We start from the raw sequence: 25,388 nt of genomic DNA on the forward strand, positions 1-25,388 counted from the left end.
TGGGCTGGCCTGGGCGATTGCTTTAACTTGAATTACGCCTCACGGTCCAGTTCTGGGGCGAGCGGCCACGTGCAGCTTTCCCTTCTCCCACAAGGGGAGAAGGAAGAAGCGCGGCGCCGACGTCGCGGCCAATGAGGGGCGGCGCCGACCTCGACAATTGGGCGATCTTCAATCCCGCGTTTGAAATTTCCGCGAACTGTCGCCAAGATGCAGCCGAAATTATCACCCGGAATCACGCATGTCCGAGATTGCCCACCTCGCCGCCACCATCTTCAAGCGCGCCGGCAAGGCGCGGCGCTTTGTCGTTGCCATCGCCGGTCCTCCGGGCGCCGGCAAGTCGACGCTGTCGGCCCGCCTGCATGAGCTGCTGCCGGAAGGCGCGGCCGAAATCGTGCCGATGGACGGCTTCCATTACGACGATATCGTGCTCGAGCGGCGCGGCCTGCGGGCGCGAAAAGGCGCTCCGGAAACTTTTGACTTTGCCGGCTTCGAAACCTTGCTGAAGCGCATCCGCGCCGCCGAGCCCGACATCGCCATTCCGGTGTTCGACCGCAGCATGGAGCTGTCTCGCGCGGCCGCTTCGATCATCGCCGCCGACACCAAGTTCATCCTGGTCGAAGGCAACTATTTGCTCCTTGACGAGGAACCGTGGTCGCGGCTGGCGCCGCTGTTCGATTTCTCTGTTTTCGTCGATGTGCCGCGCGCCGAGCTCGAGCGCCGGCTGCTCGAGCGATGGCACGAGCATGGACGCTCCGATGAGGACGCCCGCGCCTGGATCGCCTCCAACGACATGCCCAACATCGACCGCGTGCTTGCCCGCCGCCGCCCCGCCGATCTGGTGATCGGCGATCACGCCTGATTTGCAGGATGGCCCGCGCCTGGAACCTTAGGACTTTCCGGCCGTTGTCTCAGATACGGCAATGATGCTGACATGAGGAAAACTGTCCGATGGCTACTCCGATGGCAACCAAGGCAAGAAAGCCTGCGCCCGGCAAGGGCAGGGTAACTCGATCCAGGGCAACTGGATCAAAGGCAACTGAATCCAAGACCGGTGCTGGCCCGGCCGTTGCCGCCCGCTCCAAGGATGCAAAACCCAGTTTCGGCAAGGCAGCACCGAAGAAAGTGACACCGACCGCAGCCAAGGCCACGGCAAAACCGACCAAGCCGAGGAAATCGGCAAGCGGTGGCTCGATGGCAGACAGCGCAATGCGCACGGTCAAGACGACGGCCAATGTCGCGGCCGGCGCGGTTGTCGCCACCGCCAGGGGCGCTGCATCGCTTGCCGCTTCCGTCATGGGCAAGGGTGGCTCAAAACCCAAAGCCAAGACAAAGTAATCGGTTCGCGGCACCAGCCGCCGATTTGAGCTAACGCCGGGCGGGGATAATAAGACCCCGTTGCACCGCCGGCCGGGCAAGGCCGCGCTCCAGCCATGCCGCGACATGGGAAAAATCGTCGAAGCCGACAAGTTCCCTTGCCTCGTAAAAACCGATCAAATTGCGCACCCAGCCCAGCATCGAGATATCGGCGATGGTGTAATCGTCGTCCATGATCCAGCTGCGGCCCGTCAGCCTCGTCTCGAGCACACCGATCAGCCGCCGCGATTCGTCGCGATAGCGCGCCAGCGGCCGTTTGTCGGCGATCTCGCGTCCGGCGAATTTGTGGAAGAAGCCGACCTGCCCGAACATCGGCCCGATCGAGGCCATCTGGAAGAACACCCACTGGATCGTTTCGTAACGCCGCGCCGGGTCGGCCGGGATCAGCCTGCCGGTCTTGTCGGTGAGGTAGAGCAGGATGGCGCCGGATTCGAACAGCCCGATCGGCTTGCCGCCCGGGCCGTCCGGATCGATCATCGCCGGGATCTTGCCGTTCGGGTTCAGCGACAGGAATTCCGGCGTCCAGCTTTCGTCCTTGCCGATGTTCACCGCATGCGCCTCGTAGGGCAGGCCGAGTTCCTCCAGCGCGATCGACACTTTCACTCCGTTCGGCGTCGGGAACGAATAGAGCTGGATGCGGTCGGGATGGCTGGCCGGCCAGCGCGTGGCGATCGGAAAGGCGGACAGGTCGGTCATCGAAACTCCTGGGCGTGATTTTTTTTCGCGCGGCATCGCGTGGCAAAGAAGTCTCGCGGTAGGTGGGCAACCGATTGCGGTCAGACCGCCTTGAACGCCAGCACCGCATTGGTGCCGCCGAAGGCGAAGCCGTTGCTGATCGCCGCGCGCACCTTGCGCTCGCGCGCCACATTCGGCGTGATGTCGAGATCGCAATCGGCGTCGGTTTCGCGAAAATTAGCCGTCGGCGGCACGATGCCTTCGCGGATCGCCATCACGCAGGCGATCAGCTCCAGCGCGCCCGACGCGCCGAGGCAGTGGGCATGCATCGATTTGGTCGAGGAGATTGAAAGCCTGTGCGCATGATCGCCGAAGACGCGCTTGATCGCCGCCGTTTCGATCTGGTCGTTGGCCTTGGTGCCGGTGCCATGCGCATTGATGTAGTCGATGTCTTCCGGGTTGAGCCTGGCATCGACGAGGCAGAAGCGTATCGCCGCCTCCGGCCCTTCGATGGTCGGCGCCACGATGTCGGAGGCATCGCCGGAAAGCCCGGCGCCGGCAATTTCGGCGAGTATAGTGGCGCCGCGCGCCATGGCATGCTCGTAGGTTTCCAGCACGACCATGCCGGCGCCTTCGCCGAGCACCAGGCCCTGGCGATCGGCCGAAAACGGCCGGCAGGTGTCGGGCGCCAGCACCCGCAGCGCCTCCCAGCCTTTCAGGATGCCCCAGACCAGCGGCGCATCGGTGCCGCCGGCGAGCATGACATCGGCGCGGCCAAGCCTGATCTGGTCGACCGCCGAGGCAATGGCGTGGTTGGACGAGGAGCAGGCCGAGGTGATGCCGAAGACCGGCCCGCGCAGGCCGAGGTTCATGCTGACATGGCCGGCCGCAGCGCCCGGCATCACTTTCGGCACGGTGAAGATGCCGGTGCGGTTCTTGCCTTCGAGCAGAATGGCGCGATAGCTCTCTTCGATCGCCTCCCAGCCGCAGACGCCGACGCCGACGATGGAGCCCATCCGGTAGGTGTTGGCCGCGTGCAGGCTTAGCCCGGCTTGTTGCGCGGCCTCGCGCGCGGCGATGGTCGCCAAAAGGCTGAAGCGGTCCATCGACACGGCCTGCTTGCGGTCGATGCCGTGCTCGGGAAGCGTCCTGATTTCGCAGCCGACCCTGATTTTCAGGTCATGCAGCTCCGAATTGACGATCGGGCCAATGGCCGAGCGGCCGGCGCGCATCTCGTCCCAGATCGCCGGCACATTGGTGCCGAGCCCGCACAGGCCGCCGATGCCGGTAATGACGACGCGCTTGTGCATTCAGTCAGGCTTTTTTCGCGATCAGCGCGCGAACCGCCTCGACCATGTCGCCGACGTTCTTCAGATTGCTCCAGGCATCGACCGTGTTCATCTCGATCTCGATGCCATACTGTTCCTCGAGGTCGAAGATGATCTCCGTCAGTTCCAGCGAATGGATGCCAAGTGAGGTCAGTTCGGTGCTGGTGGTGATTTCTTCGCCACCCGGCTCGGCATGAGCTTTGATCTTCTCGATGATGTCCGTTGCCAGCTGGTCAGCCATTCGGTTCCTTCCCCAACCCTTGTCGTTTCCCGACGCCAACTGCTCGGCGCCTGTTTTTCCCCAGGTCCAGATAGTCACCGTCGCCTTTTATCCCCGCCAAGCGCTGTGTGACCGTACCAAGACGGCTCCTCTATAGAAACCGAAACGTTGTCAAGCAACAAGCTTATATGTCGACAAAGCCGGCGCTGTGGTTATCGTTGGCACCATGGATATGATCGAACATGGCCTGACCTTTGTGCCGCCGGCGCAGCGCGTCGCCGGAACGGCGCGTCTCGGCTGTGACAGGAATGGCGGCCGCACGCGTCTTCGGCGGCTTTATCAGGATGGTTCCGCCAAGATCCGCATGCCGGCCGTCTCGGCCGATCCGCTTGAAGCCGTCCTGATCAACACCGCCGGCGGGCTGACCGGCGGCGACCGCCTCGGCTGGGAGGTCGATGTCGGCGCCGGCGCCTGCGCCACCATCACCACCCAGGCCTGCGAGAAGGTCTACCGCGCCGCGTCCGATCGCGCCGAGGTGCGGGTGAAGCTGACCGTCGGCGCCGGCGGCCGCATCGCCTGGCTGCCGCAGGAGACCATCGTCTTTGATCGATCGGCTTTTGCCCGCAGGCTCGACCTGGAGCTTGCTGCCGGTGCCGAGGCGCTGGTGCTCGAGGCGACCGTGTTCGGCCGCCTCGCCATGGGCGAACGCGCGGCGCACGGCAATTTCCACGACCGCTGGCGCGTCAGCCAGGACGGAGCGCTGGTTCATGCCGAGGATTTCCGCATCGGGCCGGACATTGCCGCCATTCTGGGCGGTTCGGCCGTGGCCGGTGGCGCCATCGCCATGGCGACGGTGCTGATGATCTCGCCGCGGGTCGAGGCTTTGCTCGATCCGGCCCGGGACATCATCGGCGGCCAGGGCGACGCCAGCGTCTGGAGCGTGAAGAAATCTGGCAAGCTTCTTGCGAGGCTGTTTGCCGAGGACGGCTACCAGCTCCGCAAGCGGCTGGTTCCGCTCGTCGAATTGCTCAACGGACGGGCGGGTCTGCCCAAATTATGGTCACTCTGATTCCGATTACGCCATTCTGACTATGCTATTGCGGGGAAACGCATGAACCTGACGCCAAGGGAAAAGGACAAGCTGCTCATCGCGATGGCAGCGATCGTGGCGCGCAAGCGGCTCGAACGCGGCGTCAAGCTCAATCATCCGGAGGCGATCGCGCTGATCACCGACTTCGTCGTCGAGGGCGCCCGCGACGGCCGCCAGGTCGCCGAGCTGATGGAGGCCGGCGCCCACGTCGTCACCCGCGCGCAGGTGATGGAGGGCATCGCCGAGATGATCCACGACGTCCAGGTCGAGGCGACGTTTCCCGACGGCACCAAGCTGGTGACCGTGCACGAGCCGATAAGGTGAGTGCCGACAAGGTGAGGTGAGAAAAATGCTTGAGCTGCGCCCCAACTGCGAATGCTGCGACAAGGACCTGCCGCCTGAGGCGACGGATGCGCTGATCTGCACCTTCGAGTGCACCTTCTGCGCCGATTGCGCGGCAAATGTGCTGGGCGGCGTCTGCCCGAATTGCGCCGGCAATTTTTCAGCGCGCCCGATCCGGCCGGCAGCGATGCTGGACAAATATCCCGCCTCGACAAAGCGCGTCCTCAAGGCCGAAGGCTGCGGCCCGGCCCGCAACGCCGCGTGACGGCACGATCCTGACAGTGAAAGGCATATCGATGGTCCCCGCAACGATCAAACGCACGTCCCTCTCGGCGATCCTGCTGCTCGCCTCCGGCCTCGGCTTCGGCGCTTTGTGAGGTTGGCGATGATCCCGGGCGAAATCATCACGGCAGGCGGCGAGATCGAACTCAACAAGGGCCAGCCGACCGTCACCATGAAAGTGGCCAACAGCGGCGACCGGCCGATCCAGGTCGGCAGCCACTATCATTTCTTCGAGACCAATGAGGGGCTGAAATTCGATCGCGACAAGGCGCGCGGCATGCGCCTCGACATCGCCGCCGGCACGGCAATGCGCTTCGAGCCCGGCCAGGAGCGCGACGTCACCTTGGTGCCGCTCGGCGGCAAGCGGGAGGTCTACGGGTTTCAGCAGAAGATCATGGGCGCACTGTGAGATCAGTAGCGTCGAGCGGTTTCGGCTCAGCCGGGCGGCTTGGCCGCCGCGTAGATGACGACCTTGCCAGGATCGTTGAATTCGACGGCGAGAACGTCTTCGGTCTGCACGCGTCGAGAGTCGATGGCGTTGAACAGCAATGCGTTCGCCTCGATCTCGTCGCGCAGTTCCGCAATCTCCTCCTGATGCTGCTCGACCTTGCTTTCGATCGCCGGCGGCAGCCCGCCTTCCGTGCGCGCGGCGTCGGTAAGGAACACGATATCGACCTTGTCGAGCTTGGATGTCTTGCGCACCGCGCCGATGTTTTCACGCGTCCGGTCGATCGCGGTAGTGACTTTGCCGGCCTCGACAGCCGTGTTGGTCTCTTCCTGGCCGACCTCCGAGCCGATGATCTTGTTCACGGTCTCAGGGCCTTCAAGGCCCTGCGCATTCAGCCCGGCCTGGGGAGCGCTCACCGCAAGAAACGCAGTTGCGGCAATCATATGCAGCCATCGGGTGTCGGGGAAGGTGGTGATCGCCATCGCTCGCTCTCAAAGCCTCTTTCGAGACTCGGTTCTAGGCCAAAAAGTCGAAACGTATTCCGCCCTGCGAAGGTTCCCTCCCCGATGCGGCAGGCCGGCCTCGTGCCGGCCCGCCACTGCGTGTCGTCAGCTCGCCTTCTTGGTGATCAAGGTCAGCGAGCCGTTGGCGTCCATGCTGGCGGCGATCACTTGCGCCGAGGTCAGTCCCTTGGCTTCGAGCGCGGATTTGACTTGGGGGGTCGCGTCGATCGAGCTGCGCAATTTCTGCAGGCCGTCCTCGCCGCGCTTGGCGATCACTTCGTTGACCTTCGTCTGCGTTTCCTTGGGCAGTTCCTCGATGTCGACGACGTTGACGGTCTGGATCGCCGGCGCAGCCGGCTGGGTGCCAGGCGCCGCGGGAGCGGGCGAAGCCGGCGGCTCGCCGGGTTGCGGAGCAGGCTGTTGCTGGGCGCTGGCAGCGGTCGCGAGCAGGAGGGTGGCGGCTGCTGCGAGAGATATCGTTTTGCGCATGGATCTTCCTTTCCATCGATTGGCAAACGGTCGTTTTGGGGTGACCTTGCCACCTCAAACGTTAAATGGGATCGGAAGGTGTCGCCCAGCGGGTCATTGCGTGACCATAGGATGGCGACAATGTGGGGCCGGGCTTCGACCGGCTGTATCTTGGGGCTGTATTTCGGGCCGTATTTCGGGAGCAATTGCTGATGGCTAGAATCACCCGCGCCGCCTATGCGCAGATGTACGGCCCCACCGTCGGCGACAAGGTGCGGCTCGCCGATACCGAGCTGTTCATCGAGGTCGAGAAGGATTTTACGCTGCATGGCGAAGAGGTGAAATTCGGCGGCGGCAAGGTCATCCGCGACGGCATGGGCCAGAGCCAGGTGTCCCGCGCCCAAGGCGCGGTCGACACCGTGATCACCAATGCGCTGGTCGTCGATGCCTCAGGCGGCATCTTCAAGGCCGATATCGGCCTCAGGGATGGCCGCATCGCCGCGATCGGCAAGGCCGGCAATCCCGACATGCAAGACGGCGTCACCATCATCATCGGCCCCGGCACCGAAATCATCGCCGGCGAAGGCAAGATCCTCACCGCCGGCGGCTTCGACGCGCATATCCATTTCATCTGCCCGCAGCAGATCGAGGAAGCGCTGATGTCAGGCATCACAACCATGCTCGGCGGCGGCACAGGACCGGCGCATGGCACGCTGGCGACGACCTGCACGCCCGGCCCGTGGCATCTGGCGCGCATGATCCAGTCCTTCGACGCCTTCCCGATGAATATCGGCCTGTCGGGCAAGGGCAACGCGTCGTTGCCGGCCGCGCTTGAAGAAATGGTGCTGGGCGGTGCCTGCTCGCTTAAGTTGCACGAGGACTGGGGCACGACGCCAGCGGCAATCGACTGCTGCCTGTCGGTCGCCGACAACTATGACGTGCAGGTGATGATCCACACCGACACGCTGAACGAGTCCGGCTTTGTCGAGAACACGGTGGCGGCGATCAAGGGCCGCACCATCCACGCCTTCCACACCGAAGGCGCCGGCGGCGGCCATGCGCCCGACATCATCAAGGTTTGCGGCCTGCCCAACGTCATCCCGTCGTCGACCAATCCGACCCGGCCATACACCGTCAACACGCTGGCCGAGCATCTCGACATGCTGATGGTCTGCCATCATCTGTCGCCGTCGATCCCCGAAGACATCGCCTTTGCCGAAAGCCGCATCCGCAAGGAGACCATCGCCGCCGAAGACATTTTGCACGACATCGGCGCCTTCTCGATCATCTCGTCGGACAGCCAGGCGATGGGCCGCGTCGGCGAGGTGGCGATCCGCACCTGGCAGACCGCCGACAAGATGAAGCGCCAGCGCGGTTCGCTGCCGCAGGAGACCGGCGACAACGACAATTTCCGCGTCCGCCGCTACATCGCCAAATACACGATCAACCCGGCCATCGCCCACGGCCTGTCGAACGAGATCGGCTCGGTGGCGGTCGGCAAGCGCGCCGACCTGGTGCTGTGGAACCCGGCCTTCTTCGGCGTCAAGCCGGACATGGTGCTGGTTGGCGGCATGATCGCCGCCGCCCCGATGGGCGATCCCAACGCCTCGATCCCGACGCCGCAGCCGATGCACTACCGGCCGATGTTCGGCGCCTATGGCAAGGCGATGACCAATTCGTCGGTGACCTTCGTTTCCAGGGCGGCGCTCGATGCGGGCCTGCGCGACAGTCTCGGCGTCGACAAGCAGATGGTCGCCGTCGACAACACCCGCGGCGGCATCGGCAAGCATTCGATGGTGCTCAACGACGCCACCCCGCATGTCGAGGTCGATCCCGAAACCTACGAGGTGCGCGCCGACGGCGAATTGCTCACCTGCGAACCGGCCACCGTGCTGCCGATGGCGCAGCGGTACTTTTTGTTTTGATCCCTACCGTCGCCTTGGCGGCTGAGGTCAAATTCGGTGCTCAGTTGTCCAAGGCTCTCTCGTGCCGTTTTGCGATTGTCTCGAAATTGCGGCATGATGGGCCTCATGAACAGGATTGATCGTCTCAGGGCCCTCACTCCCTACGAAGCGGACTACGTCCAGTGGTGCGCCGAGCAAGGCGCATTGTTGCGCGAAGCTCGTTTCTCCGACCTCGATCGTGAGAATCTTGCCGAGGAGATCGAGAGCTTGGGGAGACGTGACAAACGAGAGATTCGCAGTCGGATGGAGGTGCTGCTTGCACATCTCCTGAAATGGGAATTCCAACCCGGCCATCGAAGTCATAGTTGGCAGTCGTCAATTTCCGAACAGCGCATCTGGATCGGAAACATCATCAAGGACAGCCCGAGTCTTCGCCGATATCCCGTTCAGATTTTCGACGAGGCATATAAAGACGCTTTGCTTGTCGCGGTCAGGGAAACGGGTCTCAGGAAATCTCACTTTCCAGGCGAACCTCCGTTCACATGCAAGCAGGCGCTCGATGAACGATTTTGGCCGGGCAATCCACTCTCGATGGGCGATTTCCTGCGGGATTAGCTGGGTCCTTCAGCGACCGCCGCTTTCACACCACCTTCGTCGCCGCCGCCCTCGTCTACCAGATATCGTTCATCCTGCGGCTCTTCGACACGATCGTTTGAGCAGCATTGGGGCGGCGGATGCGATAGGCTACGCTTGTTGGGAAAGGCAGTTTTACATGAAGCTCGACATCCGCACCGATTTCACCAAATTCCCGCGTGCCGTCTCGGTTCTGAGCGCCGGCGAGGCAGGAGCGGTCGCGCCCTACGATCGTGCGGTGCTTGCCCATGACGAGCGGCATCTGCGCCGCCGCGCCATCGAAACTGCCCGTAGCGATAGAGTGCTGGTCGACCTGCCCGAGCCGGTGGCCTTGAACGATGGCGACCGCCTGGTGCTGGAGGATGGCCGTCATATCGAGATCGTCGCGGCCGAGGAACCGCTCTACGATATCCGTGCCAGCGGCCCTGTCCATCTGGCCGAGCTTGCCTGGCATATCGGCAACCGCCATCTTGCCGCCGCCATCGAGGCTAACCGCATCCTCATCCTGCGCGATCACGTTATCAAGGCGATGCTGGAAGGCCTGGGCGCCACGGTGAGCGACGTCTCCGAGCCGTTCAAGCCGCTGCGCGGCGCCTATTCTGGGCACAGTCACGGTCATGCCCATGCCGAGGCGCATGCGCACAGCGGGTCGCATTCCCATACCCATGGCGAATCGCATACCCACAGCCATTCGCACGACCATGACTGACCAGCCTTCCAACGTCGCTTTGTTGCGGCTGATGGCGTGGCTGTCGCCTGCCTTCCCGGTCGGCGGTTTTTCCTACAGCCATGGTCTCGAACAAGCCGTGCATGCCGGCCTGGTCGCCGACAGCAAAGACCTCGCCGCATGGCTGGAGACGCTGGTCGAGATGGGCTCGGGCTGGAACGATGCCGTGCTGTTTGCCGAAAGCTGGCGGCGCGCCCGCCAAGCCGGCGATCTCGCCGAAATCGCCGCCCTCGCCGAGGCCTTGGCCGGCTCGCGCGAGCGCCATGCCGAGACCATGCTGCAGGGCGCCGCCTTCCTGAAGGCGGCATCGGCCTGGCCGTGCCAGGTGCTCGACCGTCTGCCGGCCGAGTGCGCCTATTGCGTTGCCGTCGGTGCAACTGCCGGTGGCAACGCCATTGCCCTGCACGATGCACTGTCGGCCTTCCTGCAGAGCTTCTTTTCCAACCTCGTCCAGGCCGCGATCCGGCTCGGCGTCGTCGGCCAGACCGGCGCCACGGCGCTGCTCGCCGGCTTCGAACCGCTGGCCTTGGAAACTGCCGCTCGCGCCGCCGGCTCGACGCTGGACGATCTCGGCGGCTGCGCGTTTGTCTCGGATGTCATGGCGATGAAGCACGAAACGCAATATTCGCGGCTGTTCCGCTCATGATCGTCCTCGCCTTCGCGCTCTCCTTCGTCCTGCTGCTGATCACCACCCTGCATGTCTATTGGGGCATTGGCGGCATCTGGCCGGGCAGCGACGCTGCCTCCTGCGCCCGCGCTGTGGTCGGCTTTCGCGGCGTCGACGAAATGCCGGCGCCCTTCGCCAGCTTCGCCGTCGCCGCCTGCCTCGGCCTGGCGACACTGTGGCCGCTGGCGCTCGAAGGCGTGTTTGCCACGCCCTTTCCCAAGGCCGGGCTTGCCGCGACAGCGCTGCTCATCGCGCTGGTCTTCCTGGGGCGCGGCATTGCCGGCTTCACGCCGTGGTGGCGCCGGCTGGCGCCCGAACAGCCTTTCGCGCGGCTCGATGTCAGCTATTATTCGCCGCTCTGCCTGGTTGTAGGGCTCGGCTTTGCAGTGTTAGCCATCATGGAGTTCCCTGGATGACACAAGCCAATGGTCCTCTTCGCGTCGGCATCGGCGGCCCCGTCGGCTCCGGCAAGACGACGCTCACCGAAAAGCTCTGCAAGGCGCTGCGCGACGAGTTCTCGATCGCCGTCGTCACCAATGACATCTATACCAAGGAAGACGCCATGATGCTGGCCCGGCTTCAGGCGCTGCCCGAGGATCGCATCATCGGCGTCGAGACCGGCGGCTGCCCGCACACCGCCATCCGCGAGGACGCCTCGATCAATCTGCAGGCGATCGCCGAGATGACCAGGAAATTCCCGGATCTCGACATCGTCTTCATCGAATCGGGCGGCGACAACCTCGCCGCCACGTTTTCCCCGGACCTCGCCGATCTGACGCTCTACGTCATCTCGGTCTGCCAGGGCGAAGAAATCCCGCGCAAGGGCGGCCCGGCGATCACCCGATCCGATTTCCTGGTCATCAACAAGAGCGATCTCGCCCCCTATGTGAACGTCAATCTCGATGTCATGGAGAGCGATGCCGCCCGCATGCGCGGCAAGCGGCCGTTCGGATTTACCGATCTGTCGCGCGGCAAGGGCCTGCAGGAGGTGATCGATTTTATCGTCGAGCATGGCGGGCTGCGCATCGACGCCGCCAGAAGCACGGCGGCGTAAGGCACGGCGCTCGCCTGCACCAAACGAAACCGGTTGCGCGCATCTGCGGCGCGCGGCATCCTCGCTTCTTTCACGGAGGTTTCCATGAGCATCGCCCGCCTGCAGAAGGAAATGCTGACCAACCTGCCCTTCTACGAGGAACGCGTCGATCTGGCTTGCGCCTTCCGCTGGACAGCGCGGCTCAACATGCATGAAGCGGTGGCCAATCATTTCTCGCTGGCGGTCAACGATGACGGCTCGCAATTTCTGATGAATCCCAACCAGGTGCATTTCTCGCGCATCAAGGCGAGCGACCTGCTGCTGATCGACGCCAACGATCCCGATACGCTCTCCGGCCCGGATGCGCCCGACCCGACGGCATGGGGGCTGCATGGCGCCATCCATCGCAATGTCCGTCATGCGCGCTGCGTCATGCATGTGCACTCGATCCACGCCACGGTGCTCGCTTCGCTCGCCGACTCGACGTTGCCGCCGATCGACCAGAACGCGGCGATCTTCTTCAACCGCCACGTCGTCGACGGCCATTATGGTGGGCTCGCCTTCGAGGAAGAGGGCGAACGCTGCTCGCAGCTGCTCACCGATCCGAAGGTCAAGGTGATGGTCATGGGCAACCATGGCGTGCTGGTCATCGGCGATACCGTCGCCGACACCTTCAACCGCATGTTCTATTTCGAACGCGCCGCCGAGACCTACATCAAGGCGCTGTGGACCGGCCGTCCGCTGCGGATCCTGTCGGACGAAATCGCCGAGAAGGCAGCAGTGGAGCAGGAAGATTATCCCGGTCAGGCCGAACGGCACCTGTCCGAATTGAAGGCGATCCTCGACGAGCAGGAGCCGGTTTACCGGGCCTAAAGTCCCAGCTCCGCCCGCAATTCGTCGGCGCTGTCGATGACGATCGCGCCGGGCGGCCCTGCCATGGGCGCTTCCGGCCAGAAGATCGTCCTGATCCCCGCCGCCAGCCCTGCCGTGGCGCCGGTCACGCTGTCCTCGACGGCCATGGCATCGGCTGGATCGACACCGGCCAGCCATGCGGCGCGCAGAAACGGTTCGGCGTGCGGCTTGCCTTCGCGCACGTCGTTGCGGCTGATCGTCTTCATGCCGGGATAGAAAAGACCGACCATGCGCAGATTGGCGTCGACGACCAGCCGGTCGGAATTGGACACCACCGCTTGCGCCACGCCAAGCGCGCGCAGCTCGTTGTAGATCTCGATGGCGCCGGGGCGCGGCTTCAGCGTCTCGGCCATCGGCAGATAGTGGTCGTATTTGCGCACGATCCAGTCGTCGAAGGCCAGGCCGAGGCCGAACTCGTCGCGCAGCATCTCGTAGACCGGCCATGCGGCGATGCCGAGCACACGCTCATGCAGGTTGGCCGGCGCCGCGATGCCGACGCTGTGCAGCGCCGCTATCAGCGCCGCCTCGTGCAACGGCTCGCTGTCAACCAGCGTGCCGTCCATGTCCCAGAAAACCGCTTTCGGCGTCATGCAAGGCTCCTTTGCCCGAATCCCTTAAAGGGTTTGCCTCGGGAGATAAACCGCCGCGCCGGCTGCACCAACATTGTGGGATCTGCTTGGATATTACCACCCACTCGAAACACCGCAGGCACATCGGGAGCTTTACCTAGGCAATTGCTCTGGCAACAGGCAATTGCTTACAAGCGCATTCCCCGGTAGAACTAAATGCGCTCCCGCTCGGTGCTCGGGGGCAGGGAGGCAGCAAGTTGAATTCCCGGCAGGACAGCGGCAGCAACAGGCTGGACGACGCGGCGCGCGCCGGCTGGCTCTATTATGTCGCCGGCAACACGCAGGACCAGATCGCCTCGATGCTCGGCATCTCACGGCAGACGGCGCAGCGGCTGGTGTCGCTTGCGGTGTCGGAAGGGCTGATCAAGGTGCGTGTCGACCACCCGATCGCCAATTGCCTCGACCTCGCGGCCCGGCTGAAATCGCGTTTCGCCCTCGATCTGGTCGAGGTGGTGCCGAGCGATCCTGCTTCCTCCTCCACCATCGGCGTCGCCGTGGCGGCGGCCGCCGAGATCGAAAAGCGGCTGCGCTCGCCGACGCCGATCGTCATGGCGATCGGCACCGGCCGCACGCTGAAGGCGGCAATCGAGCAGCTGCCGCCGATGGAATGCCCGCAGCACAAGGTGGTGTCGCTGACCGGCAACATCTCGCCCGACGGTTCGGCCGCCTTCTACAACGTCATCTTCACCATGGCCGACAGGGTCAAGGCGCGGTCCTTCCCGATGCCGCTGCCGGTCATCGCCTCCTCGCCGCAGGAGCGCGAGATGCTGCTAAGCCAGCCGATGATCCAACCGACGCTGGCGCTTGCCGCGGAAGCCGACGTTACCTTCGTGGGCATCGGCGATCTCGGCCCCAAGGCGCCGCTTTACGAGGACGGCTTCATTTCGGAGAGTGAGTTGAAAGCGCTGCAAAAGGCCGGCGGCGTCGCCGAGATCGTCGGCTGGGTGTTCGATCGCGAAGGCCGGATGATCGAGGGCATCACCAATGACAGGGTGTCGTCGGCATCGTTGCCGTCGCGTGAAAAATCGCTGGTGATAGCGCTCGCCATGGGCGAGCGGAAACTGCCGGGTATCCTTGCGGCTGTTAACCGGCGGCTGGTCAACGGTCTCATCACCGACGAGCGGACCGCCGCCGCCTTGCTGGCCGCCGGCTGATTTGCGATAAATCCAGCAAGGCTATTTGCGCCGGCCGCAAGGATCGTTGCCGTCAAGAAAACCCATGTCGCGCTGCAGATGCGGCGGCAATTCCCTGATGTCGAGATAGGCCCGTTTCCTGGCTCCGTGCCGTGCCAATCCCCGCGCCAGCCGCAAAAACCAGCCTCGCCCTGGCGTCAGAAATAGCTTTTCCTGTACCGTGGTCATGATCGTCAGCCTTCGTTATCTCTGCGCATGACCCCGAAAACCGAGATCGATTTTCGGAAAGGATCATGCGCAAAATCAAAAGTGCTACAGCGTCCTTTGCGCGTCCAAAAAGGACGCGCGGCGCTGTAGACGAGAGTGATCGTCGACCTCAAATATCGGCTGGATCGGGCCTTGCTGCCAATCAAACGTCGATCACGGCCCATAAGGAGGGCTTATGCCTGAACTGAAGTCACGGCAGGTCTCCCAACTCCCTCCGCTTCAGGCGATTCGGGTGTTCGAGGCGGTGGCGCGGCATCTTTCCTTCACCAAGGCCGCCGGCGAGCTCGGCATGACGCAGGCGGCGGCGAGCTATCAGATCAAGCTTCTGGAGGAGCGCGTCGGGGCGCCTTTGTTCCTGCGCCGGCCAAAGCAGATCGTGCTGACCGAGGCCGGGCAACGCATGGCGCCGGCGGTCAGCGAGGCGTTCGCCCTGTTGGGCGGAGCCTATGCCGCGGCGCGCAGCGGCGCCGACGGAGTACTTTGTGTCTCGACGCTGCTGACCTTTGCCTCGAACTGGCTGGCGCAGCATCTCGGTTCGTTCCAGGTCGCGCATCCGTCGCTGGCGGTGCGTCTCGATACATCGAACCGCATCGTCGACTTTGCCCGCGAGGACATCGACATCGCCATCCGTTCGGGCGGCGGAAACTGGCCGGGCGTGGAGGTGCACAAGCTTTTCAATGCGGACTTCACGCCGATGCTGAGCCCGAAACTCGCGGCGACCATCGGCGGGGTGAAGGAGCCAGCCGATCTGTTGCGCCTGCCGATCCTCGACCCTGGCGACATCTGGTGGCGGGACTGGTTTATCGCCGCCGGCCTGCCGGTCGAGGAACTGGCCAAGCGCCCCGGCTCCAGCATGGGTGCGCAGGCCTATGAGGCCAACGCCGCGATCGCCGGGCAGGGCGTGGCGATCGTAACGGCCGCTCTTTTCAAGGCCGAGCTTGCCGATGGCCGCCTGATCCAGCCTTTCGATCTGGTCGGCGACGACGGCCACGCCTATTGGCTGGTCTATCCCCAGGCGCGGCGCAACGTGCCGAAGATCCGCGCTTTTCGCGAATGGATCCTGGCTGAGATCGCCGGCCAATAGTCGATAATCCATCCGGTCAAGCGAGCACCGAAATTCGGCATTTTCGCGCGCCCTAATCCTCCGGAGCAAGATCCCGCACGAGGCTGCGTGCTGCACTGCAGCAACGAATCCGGCTTGACATAAATCACGCGAGGTGAGTAATTGCTCACAGCCAAAGCAAATGCTCAGCTTGGTCCATGGGAGGAATTTTGATGAAACTTCGCACGCTCACCCTGGGTCTGTTGTCGGCCAGCACCCTCGCGTTCGCCGCGCATGCCGAATCCATCACCATCGCCACCGTCAACAATGGCGATATGGTGCGCATGCAGACGCTGACCGACGATTTCACCGCCAAGAACCCCGATATCCAGCTCCAGTGGGTCACGCTCGAGGAGAACGTGCTGCGCGAGCGCGTCACCACCGACATCGCCACCAAGGGCGGCCAGTACGACGTGATGACCATCGGCACTTACGAAGTTCCGATCTGGGCCAAGCAGAGCTGGCTGCTGCCGCTCGACAAGCTCGGCGACGACTATGACGTCAAGGACATCATCCCGGCCATTGCCGGTGGCCTCTCGGTCGATGGCACGCTTTATGCAGCACCGTTCTATGGCGAAAGCTCGTTCGTCATGTACCGCAAGGACCTGATGGAGAAGGCCGGGCTGACCATGCCCGACGCGCCGACCTGGGACTTCGTCAAGCAGGCCGCCGAGAAGATGACCGATCGCGCCAATGGCGTGAACGGCGTCTGCCTGCGCGGCAAGGCCGGCTGGGGCGAGAACATGGCCTTCCTGACCGCCATGTCGAACTCCTTCGGCGCACGCTGGTTCGATGAGAACTGGAAGCCGCAGTTCGACCAGCCCGAGTGGAAGAACACGCTGCAGTTCTATGTCGACCTGATGAAGGCCAATGGCCCAGAGGGCGCATCTTCGAACGGCTTCAACGAAAACCTGGCGCTGTTCCAGCAGGGCAAGTGCGGCATGTGGATCGACGCCACCGTCGCTGCCTCCTTCGTCTCCGACCCGAAGAACTCCACGGTCGCCGACAAGGTCGGTTATGCGCTGGCGCCCGACAATGGCCTGGGCAAGCGCGGCAATTGGCTGTGGGCGTGGTCGCTGGCCATTCCCGCCGGCACGCAAAAGGCTGACGCCGCCCAAAAATTCGTATCCTGGGCAACCAGCAAGGCCTATCTCGAGCTCGTCGCAGCGAAGGAAGGCTGGGCCAATGTTCCGCCGGGAACGCGCACCTCGCTCTACGCCAACCCCGAATACCAGAAGGCGGCGCCGTTCGCCAAGATGACGCTGGACTCGATCAACGCCGCCGATCCGACGCATCCGACCGTCAAGCCGGTGCCTTATGTCGGTGTCCAGTTCGTCGCCATCCCCGAGTTCCAGGGCCTTGGCACCACCGTCGGCCAGCTGTTCTCGGCGGCACTCGCCGGCCAGACCAGCGTCGACGACGCCTTGAAGCAGGCCCAGGACGCCGCCACCGCAACGATGACCGAGGGCGGTTATATCCAGTAGGCTCCTCCCGGTGCCGAAAGCCGGTTGCCTATCTTAACCGGCAGGGGCCGCCCGAATCCCAGTTCGGGCGGCCACCTTCAAACCTTGAAAAATTTGGCTGACCTTGAAGGGTGACCGTCATGGCTACTCAGCAGACCCGTTCGCTTGCCCGCTTCATGATGGCGCCATCCGTGGTGCTGCTGTTCGTCTGGATGATCGTGCCGCTGGCATTCACCCTGTGGTTCTCCTTCCAGCAGTACAATCCGCTCAACCCGATCCGCGACGGCTTCGTCGGCTTCTCGAACTACGCGCTTTTTTATTCCAATCCGGCATTCCTGCAGTCGATCCTCAACACGCTTATCCTCGTGGCCAGCGTGCTTTTGATCACGGTGATCGGCGGCATCCTGCTGGCGCTGCTGATCGATCAGCCGATGTGGGGACAGGGCATCGTCCGCATCCTCGTCATCTCGCCGTTCTTCGTCATGCCGCCGGTCGCCGCGCTGGTGTGGAAGAACATGATCATGCATCCGCAATACGGCGTCTTTGCCGACATTGCGCGTTTCTTCGGCGGGCAGCCGATCGACTGGTTTGGCCAATACCCGATGCTGGCGATCATCATCATCGTCGCCTGGCAATGGCTGCCGTTTGCGACGCTGATCCTGTTGACCTCCCTGCAGTCGCTCGACGGCGAGCAGAAGGAAGCCGCCGAGATGGACGGCGCCGGTTTTGTCAGCCGCTTCATCTATCTGACGCTGCCGCATATGTCGCGCGCCATAACCGTCGTCATCCTGATCCAGACGATCTTCCTTCTGTCGGTCTATGCCGAGATCCTCGTCACTACCAATGGCGGCCCGGGTTACGCCTCCACCAACCTGCCCTTCCTCGTCTACCAGAAGGCGTTGCTGGAGTTCAAAATCGGCCAGGCATCCGCCGGCGGTATCATTGCCGTCATTTTAGCCAACATCGTCGCCTTCTTCGCCATGCGCGCGGTCGGCAAGAACCTGGACAAATAGGGAGGAAACGATGGCACGTGCAGTCAGCACCCAGCACAAGACGATCGCGACCGGGGCCGCCTGGATCGTCGCCCTGCTGATCTTCTTCCCGATCCTCTATACGATCATCACCTCGTTCAAGTCGGAGCAGGAGGCCATCCAGGGCTTCAACCTGTTTCCGTCGGGAACCACGGAAAGCTACACCGCGGTCGAGGCGCAGAGCGGCTACTTCAAGTTCTTCCTCAACTCGGTGTTCCTGTCGGTCGGCTCGACCATCCTGGCCTTGCTCGTCGCCATACCGGCGGCCTGGTCGATGGCGTTCTCGCCGGGCAAGTGGACCAAGGACATCCTGATGTGGATGCTTTCCACCAAGATGATGCCGGCGGTCGCCGTGCTGTTCCCGATCTACCTGATCTTCCGCGATACCGGATTGCTCGACAGCCGCATCGGCCTGATGATCATGCTGATGTTGATCAACCTGCCGATCGTGGTGTGGATGCTCTACACCTATTTTCGCGAGATCCCCGGCGAGATCCTGGAAGCGGCGCGCATGGACGGCGCATCGCTCTGGAACGAGATCGTCTATGTGCTGACGCCGATGGCGGTGCCGGGCATCGCCTCGACGATGCTGCTCAACATCATCCTGGCATGGAACGAGGCGTTCTGGACGATCCGGCTGACCACCACCGAGGCCGCCCCTCTCACCGCCTTCATCAGTTCCTTCTCAAGCCCGCAAGGCCTGTTCTGGGCCAAGCTGTCGGCGGCCTCGACACTGGCGATCGCGCCGATCCTGATCATGGGTTGGTTCAGCCAGAAGCAGCTGGTGCGCGGCCTGACGTTTGGCGCCGTGAAGTAACACCGCCGCGAGCGATGAACGACGGACAATAACCCCTCGGGGAGGAAACCATGGGAAACATCACGCTCAAGCACGTCTCCAAGTCGTTCGGGTCGACGATCATCATTCCGGGCATCGACCTGGTCATCGAAAACGGCGAGTTCGTCGTCTTCGTCGGCCCGTCGGGCTGCGGCAAGTCCACGCTGCTGCGACTGATCGCCGGGCTGGAGGACACCACCGCCGGTACCATCAACATCGACGGCCGCGACGTCACCGGCGAGGCGCCGGCCAAGCGCAAGCTGGCCATGGTGTTCCAGTCCTATGCGCTCTACCCGCACATGACGGTGGCCAAGAACATCGCCTTCCCGCTGAAGATGGCGGGCGAGGACCAGGCGACTATCGACAGGAAGGTGAAGGACGCGGCGCGCATCCTGAACCTCACCAACTATCTCGATCGCCGCCCCGGCCAGCTCTCCGGCGGTCAGCGCCAGCGCGTCGCCATCGGCCGCGCCATCGTACGCCAGCCATCGGCTTTCCTGTTCGACGAACCTTTGTCCAATCTCGACGCGGCGCTGCGCGGCACCATGCGGCTGGAGATCAGCGAGCTGCATCATCAGCTCAAGACGACGATGATCTACGTCACCCACGACCAGGTCGAGGCGATGACCATGGCCGACAAGATCGTCGTGCTCAATGCCGGCAACATCGAGCAGGTCGGCTCGCCGATGGAGCTCTACAAGACGCCGAAGAACCTGTTCGTCGCCGGCTTCATCGGTTCGCCCAGGATGAACCTGATCGAAGGCGCGCCGGCGGCCAAACATGGCGCCAAGACCGTCGGCATCCGTCCCGAACATATGAACATCTCGACGACTTCAGGCGAATGGAAAGCCACGGTCGGCGTCGCCGAGCATCTCGGCTCCGACACATTTCTGCACGTTCAGGCCGACGGTGTCGGGCCGCTGACGGTGCGCGCAGACGGCGAACTGGCCGCCCATCACGGCGACACGATCTATCTGACGCCGGACAAGACCAAGCTGCACCGCTTCGGCGCCGACGGAAAGGCGATGTTGCAATGAGGCTCAGGGGTAAATCGGCGCTGATCACCGGATCGGCGCGCGGCATCGGCCGGGCGTTCGCCGAAGCCTATGTCCGCGAGGGCGCCACGGTCGCCATCGGCGACATCAATCTCGAAGCTGCGGAAAAGACCGCTTCGGAGATCGGCGGCAATGCTTACGCCGTGAAACTGGACGTCACCGACCTCGCTTCGATCGAGGCGGCGGTGAAAGCGGTCGAGACAAGGGCTGGCGGACTGGACATTCTGATCAACAACGCCGCTCTGTTCGACCTGGCGCCGATCGTCGAGATCAGCAAGGCGAGCTACGACAGGCTGTTTTCCGTCAATGTCGCCGGCACGCTGTTCATGCTGCAGGCAGCAAGCCGCTCGATGATCGCGGCTGGCAAGGGCGGCAAGATCATCAACATGGCGAGCCAGGCCGGACGCCGCGGCGAGGCCCTGGTCGCCGTCTATTGCGCCACCAAGGCCGCCGTCATCTCGCTCACCCAGTCTGCCGGGCTCGATTTGATCAAGCACCGCATCAACGTCAATGCCATCGCGCCCGGAGTCGTCGACGGCGAGCACTGGGACCATGTCGATGCCCTGTTCGCCAAGTACGAAAACCGGCCGAAGGGCGAGAAGAAGAGGCTGGTCGGCGAAGCCGTGCCTTACGGCCGCATGGGCACGGCGCAAGACCTCACCGGCATGGCGGTGTTCCTGGCCAGCGACGACGCCGAATACATCGTCGCCCAGACCTACAATGTCGATGGCGGCCAGTGGATGAGTTGAGGGGGCGAAGGCGCTCTTCTCCCCGTCTCCTCCACGGGGGGAAGAGCCGTCCCGCTAAAAGGTAAAGCAGATGACCGGGAAACTCTCTTCTTCCATCCTCGCCAAGCTTCCGCCTGAGGTCGCCGGCCCGAAATATGATCGCGCGGCGCTCAACGCCGGCATCGTGCATTTCGGCGTCGGCAATTTCCATCGCTCGCACCAAGCCGTCTATCTCGACGACCTGTTCAATGCGGGCGTCGGCCACGACTGGGCAATTGTCGGCGCCGGCGTTTTTGAGGGCGAAAAGGTCGGCCGCGGCAAGTTGCAGGAACAGGACTGGTTGACCACCGTGGTCGAGCAGGATTCTGGCCACATGAGCGCCCGCGTCACCGGTGTTATGATCGACTTCCTGATGCCGGGCGACGCGGTCGCGATCATAGAGCGGCTTGCCGACCCGGCGATAAGGATCGTTTCGCTGACCATCACCGAGGGCGGCTATTTCATCGATCCGGCGTCCGGCGTGTTCAACCCGACCCATCCGGACATCGTCGCCGATGCTGAGCCGGGAGCAATGCCGAAGACCGTGTTCGGCATCATTCTTGCCGGGCTGTTGCGCCGCCGCGACGACGGCATCGTGCCCTTCACGATCATGTCCTGCGACAACATCCCCCACAACGGCCATGTCACCGCCGACGGCGTCATCGGGCTCGCGCGGCTGATCGACGAGAAACTGGCGACCTGGGTGAGCGAGAACGTCGCCTTTCCCAACGGCATGGTCGACCGCATCACGCCGGCCACTACCGACCGCGAGCGCGGCATTCTGTCGAGCGAGTTCGGGCTCGACGACAATTGGCCGGTATTTTGCGAGCCGTTCAGGCAATGGGTGCTGGAGGACCATTTCACCGACGGCCGCCCGCCGCTGGAAAAGGTCGGCGTGCAATTCGTCAGCGATGTCGCACCCTACGAGCTGATGAAGATCCGCATCCTCAATGGCGGCCATGCGACCATCGCCTATCCGGCCGGGCTGATGGACATCCATTTCGTCGACGAGGCGATGCAGGAGCCGCTGGTGCGCGGTTTTCTCGAAAAACTGGAGCACGACGAGATCATCCCGACGGTGCCGCCGGTGCCGGGTACCGTGCTGGAGGATTATTACCAGCTCATCGAGCACCGCTTCTCCAATCCGAAGATTGGCGACACCATTCGCAGGCTTTGCCTCGACGGCTCCAACCGGCAGCCGAAATTCATCATCCCGACCATCGCCGACCGGCTGAAGGCCGGCAAGGGCGTCGCCGGCCTGGCGCTGGAATCGGCGCTCTGGTGCCGCTATTGCTTCGGCACCACGGATTCAGGCGCGGTCATCGAGCCCAATGATCCAAGTTGGGACCGGCTGCAGACGACCGCCAGGGCGGCAAAGGCTGCGCCTGCCGCCTGGCTGGCCATGGAGGACATCTATGGCGAGGTCGGCCGCTCGATGCCGTTCGTCGAGGCCTTTGCCAAGGCGCTCGAGGCGCTCTGGGCCGATGGCGCACGTACGACGCTGACGCGCTACCTCGCCGGCAACCTCTAAGATCGGCCCAATGCATGTCCCCGCCGATGAGGGCCCTGCAATGACGCCTGACCTGGTCATTTTCGACTGCGACGGCGTGCTGGTCGACAGCGAGGGGCTGTCCGTTTCGGCGCTGCTTAGCATGATCACGCTTGCCGGCGGCAGTGTCAGCGAGGATGCCGCCTATGAGCATTTCCTCGGCAAAAGCATGAAAAGCGTTCGCGAAATCCTCGGTCGCGACTTCGGACTTGATATCACCGACCTGCATCTGAGCGAGATGCGCGTCGGGCTGATGCGCAAATTTCGCGACGAGCTGAAGCCGATCCCCGGCATCGGCCAGGTTCTTCCGAAGCTTACCGTGCCATGCTGCGTTGCTTCCTCCGGCACGCTGGATCGCATCCGCTATGCGCTCGACGTCACCGGGCTGCTCGGGCTGCTCGAGCCGCATCTGTTCAGCGCCGCCATGGTGGCGCGGGGCAAGCCGGCGCCGGACCTTTTTCTCCACGCAGCCGCCAAAATGGGAGCGATCCCGCAAAATTGCGTCGTCGTCGAGGACAGCCCCGTCGGCGTCGCGGCGGCACGGGCGGCGGGAATGCGCGTCCTGGCCTTCACCGGCGGCTCGCATGCCGGCAACCCGGCACTGAAAGCGCGGCTTGCGTCGAGTGAGCCGGACTTTATATTCGCTGACATGCTGCAACTGCCCGATCTGATTGCAGGCCTGGGAGCGAGAGTAAGAACATCTTGACGAACAGTTTCGTTTGCGCGGTCGATGTCGGCACCGGGAGCGCTCGTGCGGGCATTCTCGACACCAGAGGCACCTTGCTCGGCCGCGCCGAGCATCCGATCGTCATGAACCGGCCGAAGGCCGATCACGCCGAGCACGATTCGCAGGATATCTGGTCGGCGGTCTGCATTGCGGTGCGCGCCGCCCGCGAAAAAGCCGGCGTGTCAGCGCAGGATATCGTCGGCATCTCCTTCGACGCCACCTGCTCGCTGGTGGTGCGCGGCAAGGATGGTGGCCAGCTCAGCGTGTCGGTGTCAGGCGAAAGGCGCTGGGACACTATCGTCTGGCTCGATCACCGCGCTATTGCCGAGGCCGATGAATGCACCGAAAGCGGCCATGCCGTGCTCGACTATATCGGCGGCGTCATGTCGCCGGAAATGGAGACGCCGAAGCTGATGTGGCTGAAGCGCAACCTGCCCGCAACATGGAGCGAAGCCGGCTATCTATTCGACCTCGCCGACTTTCTCAGTTGGAAGGCAACCGGTTCGCTTGCCCGCTCGCAATGCACGCTGACCGCCAAATGGACCTATCTGGCGCATGAAGAGACCGGCTGGCGGCACGACTTCTTCAAAGCCGTCGGGCTCGGCGATCTTTTCGAGCACGGCAATCTGCCTGACAAGGCCAGCCCGGTGGGCGCCGATATCGGCCGGCTGAGCGCGCAAGCCGCGGCCGAGCTTGGCCTGAGCGAACAATGCCGGGTCGGCGCCGGCGTCATCGATGCCTATGCCGGCGCGCTCGGCGTGCTCGGCGGCTTCGCCGGCGATGAAACCAACATCGGCCGGCATCTGGCGCTGATCGCCGGCACTTCGAGCTGCGTCATGGCGATGTCGCCCGACCCGCAACCCTTTGCCGGGGTCTGGGGCCCGTATTATGGCGCGGCCCTTCCCCGGCTTTGGCTGTCGGAAGGCGGCCAATCGGCCACCGGCGCGCTGCTCGATCACATCATCCGCTGGCACGGCGCCGGCGGCGAGCCGGACGCCGCCATGCACGCCAGGATTGCCCGGCGCGTTGTCGAGTTGCGCGCCATAGAGGGCGAAAATCTGGCCGGAAGGCTGCATGTGCTGCCGGATTTCCATGGCAACCGCTCGCCGCTCGCCGACCCGCATGCCGTCGGCGTCATCACCGGTCTGACGCTGGATACCTCCTTCGACAGCCTGTGCAAGCTGTATTGGCGCACCGCCATCAGCATTGCGCTGGGCGTGCGGCATGTGCTGGAAGCCCTGAACGAGAACGGCTATCTGATCGACACGCTGCATGTCACCGGCGGTCACACCAAGAACCCGCTGCTGATGGAGCTTTATGCCGACGCCACCGGCTGCACGGTGGTCGAGCCGCTGGCCGATGAGGCGGTGCTGCTCGGCACCGGCATGATCGCCGCCACCGCCGCCGGGCTTTTCCCCGATTTGAACGCCGCCTGCGTCGCCATGCAGCAAGGCGGCAAGACGCGAGAGCCCAATTCGGCGGCCGCCGGCCGGTTCGACCGCGACTACCGCGTGTTTTTGGAGATGCACCGGCAGCGGCAGGCGCTGGACGCGATCAGGTAGGCTCGAATGGCTTGTACCGCTACCTCTGGTTCCAGCGCCGGATAATTGGCTCGCCAAGGTCGTGCTCATAACCGAGCACGCTTGTGCTGGCGGTATCCAGCACGAAAAGCGCGCCATCTTGCGGCGGCAGGCCGAGCCAGCGCGCCGTCAGCACCCGCAGGAAATGCGAGCTTGAGAACACCAGGACATTGCCGTTGACGTCACGCAATTCATTGACGATCCGATCGGCCCTTGCGCTGACATCCTCTGCCGCCTCGCCGTCAGGGCAGCCGTCGCGAAACAGACGCCAGCCGGGACGCTCGACGAGGATCTGCTTCGTGGTCAGTCCCTCGTAAGCGCCGTAATCCCATTCCGCCAGATCGGCCTTCTTCATGCCGGCCGAACCGAAGCCGGCAAGCGCGCAGGTCTTGAAGGCGCGCTGCGACGGGCTCGACCAGACTGCCTGGAACGAAAGCCCCTGCAACCGCTCAGCGACCCGCCCGGCGGCCGCCTCGCCGGCTGGCGTCAACGGTATGTCGGTCAGGCCGGTGTGCTTTCCCGACGCGCTCCATTCCGTCTCGCCATGCCGAACCAGATGGATTTCGGGAAACGCGCTCATCCGCATGCCCTTTCGAGACACTGGGTATACAGCCTGCCCGGCTAGAAACCGCCTGAAGAGCAGA

31 protein-coding genes are annotated in these 25,388 nt (G+C 63.7%); 22 read left to right on the forward strand and 9 right to left on the reverse strand.

What is annotated here, in order from left to right; translation table 11 throughout:
- Positions 1-238: 238 nt before the first annotated feature.
- On the forward strand, positions 239-859 hold the full coding sequence (locus AC0L15_RS16710) for a nucleoside triphosphate hydrolase (RefSeq protein ID WP_128174700.1): 621 nt from the start codon (positions 239-241) through the stop codon (positions 857-859).
- A gap of 49 nt (positions 860-908) precedes the next feature.
- On the opposite strand, the gene AC0L15_RS16715 is transcribed toward AC0L15_RS16710, so the two are convergent.
- The 4 genes from AC0L15_RS16715 to AC0L15_RS16730 form a co-directional block, all read right to left on the reverse strand.
- On the reverse strand, positions 909-1,295 hold the full coding sequence (locus AC0L15_RS16715; RefSeq protein ID WP_287319109.1) for a hypothetical protein: 387 nt from the start codon (positions 1,293-1,295) through the stop codon (positions 909-911).
- Between the two features lie 70 nt (positions 1,296-1,365).
- Positions 1,366-2,070: a glutathione S-transferase family protein gene (locus AC0L15_RS16720; protein WP_473496603.1), complete on the reverse strand. Its 705-nt coding sequence runs from the start codon at positions 2,068-2,070 to the stop codon at positions 1,366-1,368.
- A gap of 80 nt (positions 2,071-2,150) precedes the next feature.
- A complete protein-coding gene (locus AC0L15_RS16725) occupies positions 2,151-3,359 on the reverse strand; it encodes a beta-ketoacyl-[acyl-carrier-protein] synthase family protein (RefSeq protein ID WP_473496604.1) in 1,209 nt (402 codons plus the stop codon).
- 4 nt (positions 3,360-3,363) lie between these two features.
- Positions 3,364-3,618, reverse strand: a complete 255-nt coding sequence (locus AC0L15_RS16730) for an acyl carrier protein (protein ID WP_010912831.1) — start codon at positions 3,616-3,618, stop codon at positions 3,364-3,366.
- Positions 3,619-3,823: 205 nt separating this feature from the next.
- Between AC0L15_RS16730 and AC0L15_RS16735 the strand changes: the two genes are divergently transcribed.
- The 4 genes from AC0L15_RS16735 (at position 3,824) to AC0L15_RS16750 (ending at position 5,720) form a co-directional block, all read left to right on the forward strand.
- Positions 3,824-4,666: an urease accessory protein UreD gene (locus tag AC0L15_RS16735; protein WP_473496605.1), complete on the forward strand. Its 843-nt coding sequence runs from the start codon at positions 3,824-3,826 to the stop codon at positions 4,664-4,666.
- A gap of 42 nt (positions 4,667-4,708) precedes the next feature.
- On the forward strand, positions 4,709-5,011 hold the full coding sequence (locus AC0L15_RS16740; protein WP_023801505.1) for an urease subunit gamma: 303 nt from the start codon (positions 4,709-4,711) through the stop codon (positions 5,009-5,011).
- A gap of 25 nt (positions 5,012-5,036) precedes the next feature.
- Positions 5,037-5,294, forward strand: coding sequence for a DUF1272 domain-containing protein (locus tag AC0L15_RS16745; RefSeq protein WP_473496606.1), 258 nt, complete (start codon positions 5,037-5,039; stop codon positions 5,292-5,294).
- A gap of 120 nt (positions 5,295-5,414) precedes the next feature.
- Positions 5,415-5,720: an urease subunit beta gene (locus AC0L15_RS16750; protein ID WP_065011660.1), complete on the forward strand. Its 306-nt coding sequence runs from the start codon at positions 5,415-5,417 to the stop codon at positions 5,718-5,720.
- Positions 5,721-5,746: 26 nt separating this feature from the next.
- On the opposite strand, the gene AC0L15_RS16755 is transcribed toward AC0L15_RS16750, so the two are convergent.
- The gene (locus tag AC0L15_RS16755) at positions 5,747-6,241 is read right to left on the reverse strand and encodes a hypothetical protein (protein ID WP_473496607.1); all 495 of its coding nucleotides are present in this window, start codon (positions 6,239-6,241) and stop codon (positions 5,747-5,749) included.
- Positions 6,242-6,367: 126 nt separating this feature from the next.
- A complete protein-coding gene (locus AC0L15_RS16760) occupies positions 6,368-6,751 on the reverse strand; it encodes a hypothetical protein (protein WP_473496608.1) in 384 nt (127 codons plus the stop codon).
- A 191-nt stretch (positions 6,752-6,942) separates the two neighbouring features.
- Between AC0L15_RS16760 and ureC the strand changes: the two genes are divergently transcribed.
- The 7 genes from ureC (at position 6,943) to AC0L15_RS16795 (ending at position 12,567) form a co-directional block, all read left to right on the forward strand.
- Complete coding sequence (ureC, locus tag AC0L15_RS16765) at positions 6,943-8,655, forward strand: urease subunit alpha (protein WP_473496609.1); 1,713 nt, start codon at positions 6,943-6,945, stop codon at positions 8,653-8,655.
- Between the two features lie 105 nt (positions 8,656-8,760).
- Complete coding sequence (locus AC0L15_RS16770) at positions 8,761-9,249, forward strand: DUF29 domain-containing protein (protein ID WP_473496610.1); 489 nt, start codon at positions 8,761-8,763, stop codon at positions 9,247-9,249.
- Between the two features lie 157 nt (positions 9,250-9,406).
- A complete protein-coding gene (locus tag AC0L15_RS16775; protein WP_473496611.1) occupies positions 9,407-9,976 on the forward strand; it encodes an urease accessory protein UreE in 570 nt (189 codons plus the stop codon).
- Positions 9,969-10,640: an urease accessory protein UreF gene (locus AC0L15_RS16780; RefSeq protein ID WP_473496612.1), complete on the forward strand. Its 672-nt coding sequence runs from the start codon at positions 9,969-9,971 to the stop codon at positions 10,638-10,640. The genes AC0L15_RS16775 and AC0L15_RS16780 overlap by 8 nt, the downstream gene beginning before the upstream one ends.
- Positions 10,637-11,077, forward strand: coding sequence for a DUF3995 domain-containing protein (locus AC0L15_RS16785; RefSeq protein WP_473496613.1), 441 nt, complete (start codon positions 10,637-10,639; stop codon positions 11,075-11,077). Before AC0L15_RS16780 ends, AC0L15_RS16785 begins: the two co-directional genes overlap by 4 nt.
- Positions 11,074-11,715 (forward strand): urease accessory protein UreG, encoded by a 642-nt coding sequence (gene ureG / locus AC0L15_RS16790; protein WP_287307763.1) that lies wholly within the window; start codon positions 11,074-11,076, stop codon positions 11,713-11,715. Before AC0L15_RS16785 ends, ureG begins: the two co-directional genes overlap by 4 nt.
- Before the next feature lie 84 nt (positions 11,716-11,799).
- On the forward strand, positions 11,800-12,567 hold the full coding sequence (locus tag AC0L15_RS16795) for a class II aldolase and adducin N-terminal domain-containing protein (RefSeq protein ID WP_473496614.1): 768 nt from the start codon (positions 11,800-11,802) through the stop codon (positions 12,565-12,567).
- Here AC0L15_RS16795 and AC0L15_RS16800 read toward each other — a convergent pair.
- The gene (locus tag AC0L15_RS16800; protein WP_473496615.1) at positions 12,564-13,196 is read right to left on the reverse strand and encodes an HAD family hydrolase; all 633 of its coding nucleotides are present in this window, start codon (positions 13,194-13,196) and stop codon (positions 12,564-12,566) included. The two genes, AC0L15_RS16795 and AC0L15_RS16800, sit on opposite strands and share 4 nt — an antisense overlap.
- Positions 13,197-13,432: 236 nt before the next feature.
- Here AC0L15_RS16800 and AC0L15_RS16805 point away from each other — a divergent pair, with 236 nt between their 5' ends.
- The gene (locus tag AC0L15_RS16805) at positions 13,433-14,389 is read left to right on the forward strand and encodes a sugar-binding transcriptional regulator (RefSeq protein ID WP_473496616.1); all 957 of its coding nucleotides are present in this window, start codon (positions 13,433-13,435) and stop codon (positions 14,387-14,389) included.
- A gap of 21 nt (positions 14,390-14,410) precedes the next feature.
- On the opposite strand, the gene AC0L15_RS16810 is transcribed toward AC0L15_RS16805, so the two are convergent.
- Positions 14,411-14,596, reverse strand: coding sequence for a hypothetical protein (locus AC0L15_RS16810; RefSeq protein WP_419695489.1), 186 nt, complete (start codon positions 14,594-14,596; stop codon positions 14,411-14,413).
- 214 nt (positions 14,597-14,810) lie between these two features.
- Here AC0L15_RS16810 and gcvA point away from each other — a divergent pair, with 214 nt between their 5' ends.
- The 9 genes from gcvA to AC0L15_RS16855 all read left to right on the forward strand — a co-directional run bounded on the left by gcvA (position 14,811) and on the right by AC0L15_RS16855 (position 24,726).
- Entirely contained in the window at positions 14,811-15,719 is a 909-nt protein-coding gene (gcvA, locus tag AC0L15_RS16815; protein ID WP_473496617.1) for a transcriptional regulator GcvA, read from the forward strand.
- A 191-nt stretch (positions 15,720-15,910) separates the two neighbouring features.
- Positions 15,911-17,221 carry an ABC transporter substrate-binding protein gene (locus AC0L15_RS16820; protein ID WP_023801519.1) on the forward strand — a complete coding sequence of 437 codons (1,311 nt, stop codon included), beginning with the start codon at positions 15,911-15,913 and terminating at the stop codon, positions 17,219-17,221.
- Between the two features lie 119 nt (positions 17,222-17,340).
- Complete coding sequence (locus AC0L15_RS16825; RefSeq protein ID WP_091596287.1) at positions 17,341-18,213, forward strand: carbohydrate ABC transporter permease; 873 nt, start codon at positions 17,341-17,343, stop codon at positions 18,211-18,213.
- Positions 18,214-18,223: 10 nt separating this feature from the next.
- Complete coding sequence (locus tag AC0L15_RS16830; RefSeq protein WP_287246866.1) at positions 18,224-19,048, forward strand: carbohydrate ABC transporter permease; 825 nt, start codon at positions 18,224-18,226, stop codon at positions 19,046-19,048.
- Positions 19,049-19,098: 50 nt separating this feature from the next.
- Positions 19,099-20,103, forward strand: a complete 1,005-nt coding sequence (locus tag AC0L15_RS16835; protein WP_287246865.1) for an ABC transporter ATP-binding protein — start codon at positions 19,099-19,101, stop codon at positions 20,101-20,103.
- Complete coding sequence (locus AC0L15_RS16840) at positions 20,100-20,870, forward strand: L-iditol 2-dehydrogenase (protein WP_287246864.1); 771 nt, start codon at positions 20,100-20,102, stop codon at positions 20,868-20,870. Before AC0L15_RS16835 ends, AC0L15_RS16840 begins: the two co-directional genes overlap by 4 nt.
- Before the next feature lie 70 nt (positions 20,871-20,940).
- Positions 20,941-22,419, forward strand: a complete 1,479-nt coding sequence (locus AC0L15_RS16845; RefSeq protein ID WP_473496618.1) for a mannitol dehydrogenase family protein — start codon at positions 20,941-20,943, stop codon at positions 22,417-22,419.
- 40 nt (positions 22,420-22,459) lie between these two features.
- On the forward strand, positions 22,460-23,143 hold the full coding sequence (locus AC0L15_RS16850) for an HAD-IA family hydrolase (protein WP_128184908.1): 684 nt from the start codon (positions 22,460-22,462) through the stop codon (positions 23,141-23,143).
- Positions 23,140-24,726, forward strand: a complete 1,587-nt coding sequence (locus AC0L15_RS16855; protein WP_287246862.1) for an FGGY-family carbohydrate kinase — start codon at positions 23,140-23,142, stop codon at positions 24,724-24,726. Before AC0L15_RS16850 ends, AC0L15_RS16855 begins: the two co-directional genes overlap by 4 nt.
- A 19-nt stretch (positions 24,727-24,745) precedes the next feature.
- Here the strand turns inward: AC0L15_RS16855 and AC0L15_RS16860 are convergent, their stop codons facing one another.
- Entirely contained in the window at positions 24,746-25,324 is a 579-nt protein-coding gene (locus AC0L15_RS16860; protein WP_287246861.1) for a histidine phosphatase family protein, read from the reverse strand.
- Positions 25,325-25,388 lie beyond the last annotated feature (64 nt).

This window comes from Mesorhizobium sp. WSM4846, assembly GCF_055811415.1.